The following is a 13,226-nucleotide window of genomic DNA, read 5'->3' as shown; positions in this document are numbered from 1 at the left end:
TGTTACGGGTCCGGAATGCATTGATCAATTGACTGACCAAACGTTTAGTCAATAGAATTGCGACAAATTCTCATTAACCGCACTGGAGTTTGTCGTGTCCCCGTCCCCTGCGCTGCCGCGCCGCCCTCGCCTGTCCCGCCCCCTGCTGCTGGCGCTGTCGCTGGCCTTGGCCCCGTTCTCAACGCGGGCGCAAACGCCCGCCGCCGACGCCGCGTCGCCGACCGCCGCCGCCTCGACCACGCCCGAAGCCAGCGCCACCGAGCTGCCGGCCGTCACCGTCACCGCGCGCCGGCGCGAAGAAAGCGCGCAGGACGTGCCCATCAGCATGACCGTGCTGAACGGCGAACAACTACGCGCCGACGCCGCGCCGCAGGCCGGCAACGCCGGACTGGCGCGCTCGGCGCCCAACCTGGCGTTCACCGACACCGGCGGCCAGAACTCCAACGTCTTCACGATCCGCGGCGTGGGCTCGTTCGCGCCGCTGTCGCCGGACGACACCTCGGTGGTGATGTACGCCAACGACGTGCCGCGCTCGGTCTACGGGGCGCCGCCGACGCTGCTGGACGTGAACCGGGTCGAGGTGCTGCGCGGACCGCAAGGCACGCTGTTCGGCCGCAACACCCAGGGCGGCGCCATCAACGTGATCGCCAACCAGCCGGTGTTCGACCGCGAATACACCGTGCGCGGCGAGATCGGCTCGCACGGCCACCGCCTGGGCGAGCTGATCGCCAACGAGGCCCTGTCGGACACCGTGGCCGCCCGCCTGGCGCTGCGCTACACCACCGTGGACGGCTCCATCCCCAACCTGGCTTCGGGCGGCAAAGACGGCTGGGCCGACGTGGGCGCGGCGCGCGCCACGGTGCTGTGGACGCCGGGCGCCAACACCGTGGTGACCGTCACCGGCTCGTACGACCAGCAAAAGGCCGCGGCGCCGCGCTTCGTCTGGCTGCAGAACCCGCGCTTTCCTCAGACCGCGTCCGACCCCGAGAACAAGATCGACTGGAAGGACGGCAGCGGCAGCGTCAAGGTCGAGCACGAGTTCGAAAGCTTCACCCTGACCTCGCTGACCAGCTACCTGGATTCGCGCTCGCGCCAGGCCTTCGACCTGACCGACGGCCTGGTCTATTCGGCCATGACCGGCCGGCCCGCGTCGGTCTACAACGTGCCCTATGCCGACTACGCCGACATCCGCTTCCAGGAGCAGAGCTGGCAGCAGGAATTTCGCCTGAGCTCGCCGGAAACCAGCGCGCTGGGCTGGACCGTGGGCGCCAACTACTTCCATTCCAGCTTCCGCAACGACACCACGGCCAAGGCCTCACCGGCGGCGTTCAACTTCCAGACCCAGAACGGCACCCAGGCCAACCGCATCAAGACCGACAGCGCCTCGCTGTTCGGCGAGGCCAGCGTGCCGCTGACGCCCCGGCTGAAGGCGCTGGCCGGCCTGCGCTATACGCACGAGTCCAAGGACGCCCGCTACCGCTACGCCGGCAACGGCAACCCCGCGGTGGTGGCGAACTTCAGCCAGCACGACACGCTGTCCGACAATTTCGTCACCGGCCGCACCGGTCTGTCGTATGACTGGAGCGACACGCTGATGACCTACGCCACGGTGTCGCGCGGCTATGTCTCGGGTGGCTTTGCCGGCGTCTCCGTCAACACGCCGACCGGCAAGCCGGAAACGCCCTTCGAGGCCTCGACCAGCTGGACCTACGAGCTGGGCTTCAAGTCGCAATGGCTCGACCGCCGCCTGGACCTGAACGGCTCGGTGTTCCTGAACGAGGTCAAGCGCGGCCACCTGATCGTGTTCAACCCGTCAGCCCTGCTGTTCACGCCGGCCTCGCTCGATTACCGCAGCAAGGGCGCCGAACTGGAGTTCGCGGCGCGCGTGCATCCCAACGTCAAACTGATCGGCGGGGCCGGCTATACCCATGCCGAACTGGTCTCGGTGCCCGCCGGCAGCGCCACCGGCGCGCAGTCGGGCAACCGCGTGCCCAACGTGCCGCGGCTGACCGCCAATCTGGGCGTGGAAGTCGAGGCGCCGGCGCGGCCGCTGGGCCTGCCCGGCCAGCTCACCGGCCAGGTCGTCTGGCAGCGCGTCGGCGCGCGCGCGGCCGATGTAAAGGAAAGCTTCACCCTGCCCGCCTACGACGTGGTCAACCTGCGCGCCGGCTGGCGCGACGGACCGCTGGAAATCTACGGCTTCGTCTACAACCTGTTCGACAAGCAATACATGGTGGCGGGCCAGAGCTGGGGACCGACGGTCAGTTCGGTGCGGCTGGGCCAGGAGCGGCTGGCCGGCGTCGGCATGAGCTGGAAGTTCTGACATGACGAGTCCGCATCACGCCGCGACCGCGACCGCGCCCTGGGCGCGCCTGGCCGCCATCGCCGCGCTGTACGTGTCGCTGGGCGCGGTGCTCGGCTTCGTGCAGGGCGGCATCGGCCCGATCCTGCGCGGCAAGGGCCATGCGCTGGCGTCGATGGCGCCCGTGTTCGCGCTGTACCTGCCGTTCGGCGTGACCTTCCTGTGGGCCCCGCTGGTGGACCGCTGGCGCCTGCCCTGGCTGGGCCGGCGCAGCGGCTGGATCGTGGCGGCGCAGGGCCTGGCGGTGCTGCTGGTGGCCGCGATCGCGCTGGGCGGCGCGCTGCCGCTGGCCGCGCTGTTCGGGCTGGGCCTGGCGACGACGCTGGCGGTCGCCACCATGGACGTGGCGCTGGACGCGTGGACGGTCGAGCACATCGCCGCCCCCCACCGCGGCGCGGCGTCGGCGGCCAAGGTGGGCGGCCTGTCGCTGGGCGCGGTGCTGGGCGGCGGCGTGCTGGTGGGGCTATATGCGCGGCTGGGCTGGGAAGGCGTGCTGCTGTTGCTGGCCGCCGTGATGGCGCTGGCGACGCTGCCAGCCTGGCGCCTGCCCGACCCTGCCGTGCCGGCGGCGTCGCGGCAGGCGCGACCGAGCCTGCGCGCGGCCCTGCGCCAGCCGGCCATGGCCGGCCGCCTGCTGCGCATCAGCCTGGTCACGTGCGCGCTGATGGCGCTGTTCAACCTGAACCGGCTGATGCTGGTGGACCTGGGCGTGCCGCTGGCGCGCATCGGCTGGGTGCTGGGGGTGGCGGCGCCGCTGGCCAACCTGGCGATGGCGCTGGCGTTGCCGGCCGCGTCGCGGCGCTGCGCCCCACGGCCCTTGCTATGGGCCCTGCTGGCGGCCACCGTGGCCGGCGCGCTGGCCATCGTCATGGCCCTGCGCACCGGCAACGCCGACCTCGCCATCGCGGCCTCGATCGCGATCAGCGCCTGCGTCAGCGGCCTCTACATCGTCATGGGCGGCCTGATCCTGGGCTGGGCGGCGGGCGGCCAGGCCGCCACCGACTATGCGCTGCTGTATGGCCTGGGCCGCTTCGTCGGCACGCTGGCGCTGCTGGGCATGCCCGCGCTGATCGCCCGCACCGGCTGGCCGGCGTTCTATGCGATGGCCGCCGCCTGCGCCACGCTGGCCGTCGGCGTCTTCATGGCGGCGCTGCGAAAAACCTGATCCCTGTCGGCACAAAGGCGGCAAGCCCCGTAAACTTCCGGACATTCCCATTGAGATAGATCATCGTACCCAGGGTATTGCTTCGGATAGGCTTATGCGAAATGTGAAAGACAAGTCCGCCCCCGACAAGGACAGCTATTTGTTCTCCGACCAGATTGGACACCTGCTGCGGCGCGTGTACCAACGGCATACCGCCCTGTTCCAGCAGTACATCCCCGATTCGCAGCTGACCGCCGCGCAGTTCGTCGTGCTGTGCTCGGTGCGCGACAACCAGGGCAGTTCGCTGGCGGATATCGTCAAGGCCACGGTCATAGACCAGGCCACGGTGCGCGGCGTGGTCGACCGGCTCAAGCAGCGCGAGCTGGTGCGGGTCGACCACGACCCGCACGACCGCCGCAAGGTGGTGATCAACCTGACCCCGGTGGGCCAGGAGCTGGTCCGCAAGATGGAGCCCTTCGCGCTGCAGATCACCGAAAGCACCTATGGCAAGCTCAATCCCGCCGAGCGCCTGGCGCTGGAATTCCTGCTGCGCAAGATGATCGAGGGCGACGCCGCGGAGTGAGGAGTATGGGCGGCCAGCGGCCGCCCGACCTCACGCCGCCCCTGTAGCGCGGATCAGTCCAGCGCGCGGTTGCGCGACTCGACGTCCACGGCGCGGATGGCGAAGGCCGCGGCCACCAGCATGCTCGACAGCACCGCCAGCGCCAGCGTGAAGTGCGTGGCCATGATGGGCGCGATGATGGCCGGCGCGAACAGGCCGCCAAAGCGCGCCACGGCGCCCGCCAGGCCCATGCCGCTGGCGCGCAGGTCGGTCGGATAGACCTCTGGCGTGAAGGCGTACAGCGCGCCCCAGGTGCCCAGCAGCGCGAAGCTCATCAGCAGCGTCGAGCCGATCACCAGGAAGCTCGACGTGCCGAAGCTGTACAGCATGCATCCCACCGCGCTCAGGATCAGGAAACCGACCAGCGTGGGCTTGCGGCCCCAGCGTTCCACCCCGTAGGCCGACAGCGCGAAGCCCGGCAATTGCACCAGCGCCAGCAGCACCAGGAATTCCTGGCCGCGCATGAAGGCGAAGCCCTGGCTGCTCAGCTTGATCGGCAGGTAGACGAAGACGCCGTAATAGGCGATCGAGATCAGCGCCCAGGCCAGGCACAACGCAATGCTGCGGCGGCGCAGCACGCTCGAGAACAGCGCCGACAGCGGCTTGCGCTCATGCAGTTCCGGCTTGAGCTCGGGGATGTCGGTCGGCCGTCCATTGACGCGCGCCACGCGTTCGAGCACCTTGCGCGCCTGCCCCGACTTGCCGTTGCGGTTCAGGTACATCGGCGACTCGGGGATGTAGAAGCGCAGCGCCACGCCGATCAGCGCCGGCAGGCCGGTGACGAAGAAGATCACGCGCCAGGCATCATCGCCCCACGACAGCGCGGCCAGCGCCAGCAGCGCCAGGCAGATCGTGCCCAGGGCCCAGAACGATTCCAGCAGCACCAGCCAGCGGCCGCGGCGCTCGCTCGGCAGGAACTCGGCCATCATGGTGTAGTCCACCGGCAGCGTGCCGCCGACACCGATGCCGGTGACGAAGCGCAGCAGCAGCAACCAGGCGAAGTCCGGCGCGAAGGCCGAGGCGACGCCGGCGCAGGCGTCGATGACCACCGCCATCATCAGCACCGGGCGGCGGCCGATGCGGTCGGCCAGGCGGCCGAAGGCGAAGGCGCCGATCAGCATGCCGACGAAGAACGCGGTGCCGGTCTGCAGGGCCTCGGGCACCGGGATGCCGAAGGTGCGGGCGATCGAAGGCGCGCTGAAGCCGATCGACAGCACCTGCATGGCGTCGGCCAGCCAGACCAGCCCGAAGATCATGAACAGCCGGTACTGGAACTTGCCGACGCCGGCTGTCTTGATGCCTTGTTCCACCGTGATGAATGAAGCTGACATATGCGTGATTCCCTTTGTGTGCCGCGCACAGAGTCCGCGCCCGAAACAGGCGTCGGCCCCGGTCCGGTACGTGGCCGACCCCGCAAACGCGGGATGCAGCAACGCCCCTCGGCGCCTGGCGGGTGCCGATGGAAAACCGATGCGCGCGATGTTGTGTCGCGAGGCGCGACCGGACCCGCCATGGGCCGATCCGCCACCCCGTCTTCCCCTTACTGTGGCTGCGCGTGCTGGCGCAGCCTGCCTATGGTCGTCGTATCAACTGGCCAAGCCTCTTCCTCCGGCGCGAACCGCGCGCGCAAATAGTCGATCAAATCGCCGATCTGCCTGTCGTCCAGGCTGTTGCCGAACGCCGGCATGTAGCCCAGGGCATCGTCGGCCGGGGCCTGGATGCCATGGAGGATCACCTGGATCAGGTTGTCCGGCGATGCGGCGTGCAGATTGGTGTTCTGGCCCAGCAGGGGCTTGACCCCGAACAGGGTCGGCCCGCTGCCGGCTTCATGGCAGACGGCACAGGCGTTCTGGTAGATGCGTTCGCCGCTAGCGCGGCGCAGCGTGATCGCTTCGCTGGCGGCGGCGGACACGGGAGCGGCGGTGACGGTCGCGATGGGCGCGGCGGCGGCGCTTGCCGTGGCCGTCGCGCGCGCCGGCGACGGCGTCCGTGCGGGCGCCTGCCCCGGCACCGCCATCAGGTAGGTGACGATGGCCTTCAGGTCGCTGGCCGGCAGTTCGGCCAGCCCATGGATTACGGGCGCCATGGGGCCCGCCGCCACGCCATGACGCGGCGAATAACCCGTACGCAGGTACTGGAACAGCTCCTCGCCCGACCAGGCCCGCTCGCCCGTGGCCAGCTGGTTCAGGGCCGGCGCGTTCCAGCCCTCGGCCTGGCCGCCGGCCAGGTAGGCCAGGCCGCCCTTCTCCGCGCCCAGCGCGTTACGCGGCGAGTGGCAGGCGGCGCAGTGGCCCACGCCTTCCACCAGATACGCGCCGCGGTTCCATTCGGCGTCCTGCGACGGATCGGGCGTGAACGGCTTGGGGTCGTGGAACAGCAGGTTCCAGCCGGCCAGCAGCGGCCGCAGATTGAACGGAAAACCCAGTTCGGTGCGCGGCGGCGTCGCGGCGACGGCGGGCTGCGACATCAGGTAGCCGTACAGCGCCTGCAGGTCGGCATCGCTGAGCTTGGCGTAGGCCGTGTAAGGAAACGCCGGATACAGCTGGCGGCCGTCCTGGTGGATGCCCTGGCGCATGGCGCGTTCGAACGCCGCGTATGACCAGCGGCCGATGCCGGTCTGCGCATCGGGGGTGATGTTGGTGGAATAGATGACGCCGAACGGCGTCTCCAGCGCCAGGCCGCCGGCGTTGCGCGCGCCGCCCGGCGCGGTGTGGCAGGCCACGCAGTCGCCGGCGGCGGCCACCAGCCGGCCGCGCTCGATCGCCTGCGTCGAATACAAAGAGGCGTCGGGCCCGGCCGTCAGCGGCAACGCCGGTTTCAGCGGCCACAACGCGGTGGCCAGCGTCGCCAGCCCGGCCGCGCCGGCCGTCAGCCAGCCCCAGCCGCGGCGCAACGCGCCCTTGGCGGGCGCGCGCCGGTCGGCCAGCGCCAGCCGCAGCTGGCCCGCGTCGAACGGCGCCTGCCGCAGTCGCACGCCGGTGGCATCCTGGATGGCGTTGGCGATGGCGGCGGCGGCGGGCAGCGTCAACACGCCGTCCACGTCGAGCCGCCCTTCCCGCAATGGCGCGGGCGTCGCCGGCGGCGCGACGGTCAGCCCGTCCGCGCCCGTGGCCGGCGACACCGGCGTGGCGCCGCGCCACGCGTCGAACGCCGCGGGTCCCGTAATGAGGCGGCGGGCATCGGCCAGCCGCTCCGGTTGCTGGCGCGTGATGGCCAGGCGCGTGGTCGCGCCCTGCGCGGCGCGCAGGTCCTGGCTGTCGTGGCCGGCCACCACCCGCGTCACCTCGATCCGTCCGGTCGCGGGCTGGATCGCCACGTCGGCCACCCAGGCGCTCCAGACCATGTGCGCCGAGCCGTCCTCGGCCTCGCAGCGCACCTGCGCGGTGGCGAAACCGCTGCCGCGCAGCAGGCCGTCGCCGGCCGCCAGCGCGTCCTGCGACATCGCCGCTTGCGCCTGGTTCACCACCTGCCGCGCCAATTCACGGCCACGGTCATCGGCCAGGTGCCGCAGCCGCCAGCGCACCGGATCCTCGCCGGCCGCCAGCGCCCGTTCGTGCCACAGGCTTTCGCCGGCGAACACCTGGGCCGCATTCAATTCATCGACGCCCGCATGCAGCAAGGCATGCGACGCCGCCGGCGCCAGCACCGGGCTGTCGCCCTGTACCGTGGCCTGGCCACTGGCCGGCGCGCGGCCGGGCCGCGCCAGCAGGCGCGCCAGGCTGGGCCGCACGGCCCAGGGCTGGCGCGAACGCAGCGCCGGGCCGGCGGCCAGGTCGGCCTCGCGCAACGCCAGGGTGGCCGCCGTCGCAGGCCGGCAGGCCACGCACACCGGCCGGCCCACCGCCTCGGACAACAGCGCGGCATCGGCGGCCGCATCCAGCAGATCGAGCGCGTGCGCCGGTTGCCCGGCCTCGGCCGCGCCCCGCGGCCATTCGGCCACGCGCACCGCCTGCTCGGGCCAGTCCATCAACGCCGCCAGTTCGCGCCGCGCCAGGGCATGCGATGCCCCCGCGCCCGGCGGCAGCCACAGCGTCAGGCGGCCATCCAGGCACCAGGCCGCGACGCGCGCGCCGGACGCGGTGTCGGCCGGTCGCCATAGATATTCACGATCCTCGTCCGAACCCTCGGGGCCTTCGTCGCGCGGCGGCGGCCCTTCGCTGCGCCACACGGGCGCCATGCAGGCCAGCGCCTGGCGCGCATGCTGCGGCGTCACCGCCACCACGCCGACGAAGTGTTCCCGCCGCAACACGGCCACCACGCCCGCCTGGGCCCGCCCTTCCTCCAGGCGCGCGCTGTCGAGCGCGCTGCCGCGATAGCGGGTGCCATCCCAACCGGCCGCAGGCGGACGCAGGGCCAGCCCGTGCAGCAGGTCGGACGGCGGCTCGACGGCGAACGCCGCGGCCTCGGGCAGCCACGCGCTCATGCGTCGGCCCCTTCGGGTGCGCCCGGCCGCGCCGTGGCGTCCGCGCGCAATTGCACCGCGCGCAGCGCCGCCTGCATGATCTCGACGTGGGTGCCGCAGCGGCACAGGTTGTGATGCAGTTCGCTGCGCAGCGCCTGCTCGGACGGCGCCGGGTCGCGGCGCAGCAGCGCCTCGACCGTCATGATCATGCCGTTCAGGCAATAGCCGCACTGGGCCGCCTGGCATTCGATGAAGGCGCGTTGCGTCGGCCCGGGCCGCTCGCGCGACCCCAGGCCTTCGAGCGTGGTGACCTCGCGCCCTTGCGCCGCCTTCACCGGAATCACACAGGAACGCGCCGCCACGCCGTCGATCAGCACCGTGCAGGCGCCGCACTCGCCCAGGCCGCAGCCATATTTCGGCCCGTTCAGCGCGAGGTCGTTGCGCAGCACCAGCAGCAGCGACGTTGCCGGCGGCGCCGCCACGCGCACGATGCTGCCGTTGACCGTCAGGCCGATCGGCTCGGCGGCGGGCGGGGTGATGGCGGAATGTCCCATGGTGTGCGTGGCGAAGGTCCGGTGGATGAAGGACGGCGGGCGCGTCAGGCCGCCGCCTTGGCCTTCGGATCGACCAGCGGCTCGCTGAACACGTCGTAGCCGAAACACCAGGCCGGGTCCTCATTGGTCCGCAGCCAGGTGTTGTCGTGTGAAATGCGCTGCACCTTGCTGGCGCGCTCGGCGCGGTTGGCCTCGTACAGCGCGAAAGCCAGTTCGTGATTATGCGCCCCGACCTCCTTGAGGCAACGCACCAGCATCGCGCCGTCCTCGATGGCCATGGCCGCGCCCTGCGCCATGTGCGGCTTCATCGGGTGGCAGGCATCGCCCAGCAGCACCAGGCGGCCGCGGCTCCACAGCGGCAGCGGATCGCGTTCCAGCAGCGACCACTTGGTCACCTCGACGGTGGCGTCGATCAGCGCCTGCACCGTGGGATGCCAGCCCTGGAAGGCCTCGCGCATCTCGTCCTTGCTGCTGGGCAGCCAGCGGTCGTTCAGGTCCCACTGCTCGACCGGCACGCCGGTCACGTAGTAGAGCTCGTCGGCCTTGCTGGTGACGAAGTACGTCATCATGTGGCGGTCATCGGTCCACCACTTCACGCAGGCGTCGAACGGCAGCATGCCGGCCTTGACCTCGGGCGTGGGGAACACCGCGCGGTGGGCCAGGTAGCCGGCGTACTTGGGGGGCTCGGGTCCCAGCAGTTCGTCGCGGATGTGGGAATTGACGCCGTCGGCGCCGATCACGATGTCGGCATGCTCGACGCTGCCATCGGCAAAGCGCATCTCGACGTCGGCGCCGCGGTCGGTGACGCCGACCAGGTGCTTGGAATACGCCATCACGCGCTCGGGCAGCGCCTCGATCAGCAGGGCGTGGAAGTCGCCGCGGTGCACCGTCAGGTACGACGCGCCGTAGGTCTTGACGGCGTAGTCGCCCAACGGGATTTGCGCCAGCACGTCGCCGGTCATGCCGTGGCGGCTGTACCAGTAATCGGGGTGCGAACCCTGCGCGTTGAGGGCGTCCTCGATGCCGATGCGGCGCAGGATCTTCATCACGTTGGGGCCGACATGGATGCCGGCGCCCAGCCGCGAAAAACTCGGCGCCTGTTCGTAGACGCGCACGTCGAAGCCTTCCTGAAGCAGGAGCGATGCGGTGGCCGCGCCACCAAGGCCGGCGCCGATCACGGCGATGCGGGGGGATTTAGACAAGAGGCTCTCCTACTTTTCTATGCATACACTCTATTTTTTCCAGATGGAAATTCGCACCATCGTGGATCCGAAACAGCATGCCGACGTCCAAAACAGTGCATTTTTATGCACATATAGGTAAAAACCACTATGAACATCGGCTTTGCGATTCACCTCGCTGTTTGCAAGAATAGAGCGTCTACACTGTTTTTTTAATTTATCGAAAACCCTAAGACGGATCCAGGTTCCGAGGCCATACGCGTGATTTCCCCAGCGCGCGGTCACCGCGACTCCGCCCGGATTCCGTCCCGCCATCGACTTACCCCGGAGCACGGCATGAGCCAACCATCCAGCACCTTCCTGTACGGCGCCAACATCCACGCCAACGGCATCCGCCAGCACTACCTGCGCTATGGCGGCGCCGAGGGCGCGCGCGCCGAACGCGACGCGCTCATCCTGATCCCCGGCATCACCAGCCCCGCCGTGACCTGGGGCTTCGTCGCCGAACGCCTGGGCCAGCGCTACGACACCTACGTGCTGGACGTGCGCGGCCGTGGCCTGTCGAGCGCCGATCCCGAGCTGGACTACGGCCTGGACGCGCAGGCCGCCGACGTGCTGGCCCTGGCCGAGGCGCTGGGCCTGGAACGCTATGCGCTGATGGGCCATTCCATGGGCGGCCGCATCGCGGTGCGCGCGGCGCGCAGCCAGCCGGCCGGCCTGACGCGGCTGGTCATCGTCGACCCGCCCGTCTCGGGCCCGGGCCCGGGCCGCCGCCCCTACCCCGCCAAGCTGGCCTGGTACGTCGATTCGATCCGCCAGGCCACGCACGGCATGGACGCCGAGGCCATGCGCGCGTTCTGCCCGACCTGGACCGAGGAACAGCGCCGCCTGCGCGCGCAATGGCTGCACACCTGCCACGAGCCCGCCATCGTGCGCAGCTTCGAGGACTTCGGCCGCGACGACATCCACGCCGACCTGCCGCGCGTGCTCGTGCCGCAGCTGCTCATGACCGCCGAGAACGGCGGCGTGGTCGGCGACGACGACGTCGCCGAATGGCAGGGCCTGGCGCCCGACACCCTGCACCGGCGGGTGCCCGCCGCCGGCCACATGATCCCGTGGGACAACGAGGCCGGCTTCCACGAAGCGCTGGGCGACTTCCTCGAACCGCGCGGCTGAACGCCCGTCCGCCTTCCCTTACGCCACAGGAGTCCGCCATGCCCGTCAGCGACATCGACCTGATCCGCGCCTGGAAACAGGTGCTCACGCTTTCCCGCCTCGAAGCCGGCCAGACCGTGACCGTGCTCACCGGCGCCGACACCCATCCGCAGACGCTGCGCTGCGCCATCGCCGCCGCCGGCGATATGGGCGCGCGCGTCAACCGCCTGGACCTGCCGCCGGTCAACGGCGAGAAGTCCCTCAGCCGCGATTCGCTGGCCTACCTGGGCACCACGCCGCTGACCGGCAACCCCGCCGCCATCGCCGCGCTCAAGGCCAGCGACCTGGTGCTGGACCTGATGACGCTGCTGTTCTCGCCCGAGCAGCACGAGATCCTGCAGGGCGGCACCAAGATCCTGCTGGCGGTCGAGCCGCCCGAGATCCTGTGCCGCCTGGTGCCGACCGAGGCCGACCGCGCCCGCGTGCGCGCGGCCGCCGCGCGGATCGCCGAGGCGCGCCAGATGCGCATCACCTCCCCGGCCGGCACCGACCTGCAATGCCGGCTGGGCAGTTTTCCGGCGATTTCCGAATACGGCTTCGTCGACGAGCCGGGGCGCTGGGACCACTGGCCCAGCGGCTTCGTGCTGACCTGGCCCGACGAAGGCCACAGCAACGGCCAGGTGGTGCTGGACCGCGGCGACATCCTGCTGCCGATGAAGGACTACGTGACCGACCCGATCACGCTGACCGTCGAACACGGCTACGTCACCCGCATCCAGGGTGGCCTGCAGGCCGAGGTGCTGCGCGACTACATGGCGTCGTATGAAGACCCCGAGGCCTACGCCGTCTCGCACATCGGCTGGGGCCTGCAGCCGCGCGCCCACTGGTCGATGCTGGGCCACTACGGCAAGGAAACCCACATCGGCATGGACGCGCGCGCCTTCGAGGGCAACTTCCTGTGGTCCATGGGCCCCAACAACGAGGCCGGCGGCCAACGCACCACCGCCTGCCACATCGACATCCCGATGCGCCATTGCACGGTCATGCTCGACGAAAGCGCCGTCGTCATCGACGGCGTGGTGCAGGACGAACCCGGGCTGGCCCGCGCCGCCCGCCGCAAGGAGCTCGCATGACCGCCACCCCGACCCCGCCCGCCGGCGACATCTCGGCCTACGCCCGCCAGGGCTTCGGCACGCCGCTGCCGCTCAAGGCGCCCTTCGGCTTGCTGATCATCGACTTCGTCAACGGTTTCGCCGACCCCGCCGTGTTCGGCGGCGGCAACATCCCGCCGGCCATCGAACGCACTCGCTCGCTGCTGGCCCACGCGCGCGAACAGGGCTGGCCGGTGGCGCACAGCCGCATCGTGTTCTCGGACGACGACGCCGACAGCAACATCTTCTGCCTGAAGGTGCCGGGCATGCTGACGCTCAAGGAAGACAGCCACAACAGCGCCATCGTGCCGCAGCTGGCGCCCGCGCCCGGCGAGTACGTGGTGCGCAAGAGCACGCCGTCGGCGTTCTACGGCACCATGCTGGCGCCGTGGCTGGCGCAGCGCGGCGTGCAGACGCTGGTGGTGGCCGGCTGCGTCACCAGCGGCTGCGTGCGCGCCAGCGTGGTCGACGCCATGCAGGCCGGCTTCCGGCCGCTGGTGGTGTCCGACTGCTGCGGCGACCGCGCGCTGGGGCCGCACGAGGCCAACCTGTTCGACATGGCGCAGAAATACGCCGCCGTCATGCCGCTGGACCAGGCCCTGGCCGACATCGGCGCGCTGGCGGCATAATCGTTGATCGGCCCCGATCGCCTTCG

At 70.5% G+C, this 13,226-nt stretch carries 10 protein-coding genes; 6 read left to right on the top strand and 4 right to left on the bottom strand.

What is annotated here, in order from left to right; translation table 11 throughout:
- The first annotated feature begins 94 nt into the window (after positions 1 to 94).
- From I6I07_RS21595 to I6I07_RS21585, 3 genes are all read left to right on the top strand, one after another.
- Positions 95 to 2,323: a TonB-dependent receptor gene (locus I6I07_RS21595; protein WP_198483650.1), complete on the top strand. Its 2,229-nt coding sequence runs from the start codon at positions 95 to 97 to the stop codon at positions 2,321 to 2,323.
- A gap of 1 nt (position 2,324) precedes the next feature.
- Positions 2,325 to 3,527 carry an MFS transporter gene (locus tag I6I07_RS21590; protein WP_198483649.1) on the top strand — a complete coding sequence of 401 codons (1,203 nt, stop codon included), beginning with the start codon at positions 2,325 to 2,327 and terminating at the stop codon, positions 3,525 to 3,527.
- Between the two features lie 94 nt (positions 3,528 to 3,621).
- Positions 3,622 to 4,089 (top strand): MarR family winged helix-turn-helix transcriptional regulator, encoded by a 468-nt coding sequence (locus I6I07_RS21585; protein WP_006395461.1) that lies wholly within the window; start codon positions 3,622 to 3,624, stop codon positions 4,087 to 4,089.
- Between the two features lie 53 nt (positions 4,090 to 4,142).
- Here I6I07_RS21585 and I6I07_RS21580 read toward each other — a convergent pair whose 3' ends face one another.
- The 4 genes from I6I07_RS21580 to I6I07_RS21565 form a co-directional block, all read right to left on the bottom strand.
- Positions 4,143 to 5,459 carry an MFS transporter gene (locus I6I07_RS21580; protein WP_198483648.1) on the bottom strand — a complete coding sequence of 439 codons (1,317 nt, stop codon included), beginning with the start codon at positions 5,457 to 5,459 and terminating at the stop codon, positions 4,143 to 4,145.
- A gap of 209 nt (positions 5,460 to 5,668) precedes the next feature.
- Positions 5,669 to 8,551 (bottom strand): c-type cytochrome, encoded by a 2,883-nt coding sequence (locus tag I6I07_RS21575; RefSeq protein WP_198483647.1) that lies wholly within the window; start codon positions 8,549 to 8,551, stop codon positions 5,669 to 5,671.
- Positions 8,548 to 9,084, bottom strand: a complete 537-nt coding sequence (locus tag I6I07_RS21570) for a (2Fe-2S)-binding protein (RefSeq protein ID WP_232625678.1) — start codon at positions 9,082 to 9,084, stop codon at positions 8,548 to 8,550. The genes I6I07_RS21575 and I6I07_RS21570 overlap by 4 nt, the downstream gene beginning before the upstream one ends.
- A gap of 44 nt (positions 9,085 to 9,128) precedes the next feature.
- A complete protein-coding gene (locus I6I07_RS21565) occupies positions 9,129 to 10,286 on the bottom strand; it encodes an FAD-dependent monooxygenase (RefSeq protein WP_104021466.1) in 1,158 nt (385 codons plus the stop codon).
- A 315-nt stretch (positions 10,287 to 10,601) separates the two neighbouring features.
- On the opposite strand from I6I07_RS21565, the gene I6I07_RS21560 reads away from it, so the two are divergent.
- The 3 genes from I6I07_RS21560 to I6I07_RS21550 are packed head-to-tail and all read left to right on the top strand — an operon-like array spanning position 10,602 to position 13,200.
- Entirely contained in the window at positions 10,602 to 11,441 is an 840-nt protein-coding gene (locus I6I07_RS21560) for an alpha/beta fold hydrolase (RefSeq protein WP_198483646.1), read from the top strand.
- 38 nt (positions 11,442 to 11,479) lie between these two features.
- Positions 11,480 to 12,553 (top strand): 2,5-dihydroxypyridine 5,6-dioxygenase, encoded by a 1,074-nt coding sequence (locus I6I07_RS21555; protein ID WP_198483645.1) that lies wholly within the window; start codon positions 11,480 to 11,482, stop codon positions 12,551 to 12,553.
- The gene (locus tag I6I07_RS21550) at positions 12,550 to 13,200 is read left to right on the top strand and encodes an N-carbamoylsarcosine amidohydrolase (protein ID WP_061070948.1); all 651 of its coding nucleotides are present in this window, start codon (positions 12,550 to 12,552) and stop codon (positions 13,198 to 13,200) included. Before I6I07_RS21555 ends, I6I07_RS21550 begins: the two co-directional genes overlap by 4 nt.
- The last annotated feature ends 26 nt before the right edge of the window (positions 13,201 to 13,226 follow it).

This window comes from Achromobacter deleyi, from assembly GCF_016127315.1.
Lineage (GTDB): Bacteria > Pseudomonadota > Gammaproteobacteria > Burkholderiales > Burkholderiaceae_B > Achromobacter > Achromobacter insuavis_A.
Note: the sequence above shows the minus strand (reverse complement) of the source record. Positions and strands in the feature narration are given on the sequence as shown.

Excerpts from the sequence above, each read along its gene's own strand:
- I6I07_RS21590 (WP_198483649.1), top strand. The coding sequence starts at position 2,325 with ATGACGAGTCCGCATCACGCCGCGACCGCGACCGCGCCCTGGGCGCGC.
- I6I07_RS21585 (WP_006395461.1), top strand. The coding sequence starts at position 3,622 with ATGCGAAATGTGAAAGACAAGTCCGCCCCCGACAAGGACAGCTATTTG.
- I6I07_RS21580 (WP_198483648.1), bottom strand. The coding sequence starts at position 5,459 with ATGTCAGCTTCATTCATCACGGTGGAACAAGGCATCAAGACAGCCGGC.
- I6I07_RS21575 (WP_198483647.1), bottom strand. The coding sequence starts at position 8,551 with ATGAGCGCGTGGCTGCCCGAGGCCGCGGCGTTCGCCGTCGAGCCGCCG.
- I6I07_RS21570 (WP_232625678.1), bottom strand. The coding sequence starts at position 9,084 with ATGGGACATTCCGCCATCACCCCGCCCGCCGCCGAGCCGATCGGCCTG.
- I6I07_RS21560 (WP_198483646.1), top strand. The coding sequence starts at position 10,602 with ATGAGCCAACCATCCAGCACCTTCCTGTACGGCGCCAACATCCACGCC.
- I6I07_RS21555 (WP_198483645.1), top strand. The coding sequence starts at position 11,480 with ATGCCCGTCAGCGACATCGACCTGATCCGCGCCTGGAAACAGGTGCTC.
- I6I07_RS21550 (WP_061070948.1), top strand. The coding sequence starts at position 12,550 with ATGACCGCCACCCCGACCCCGCCCGCCGGCGACATCTCGGCCTACGCC.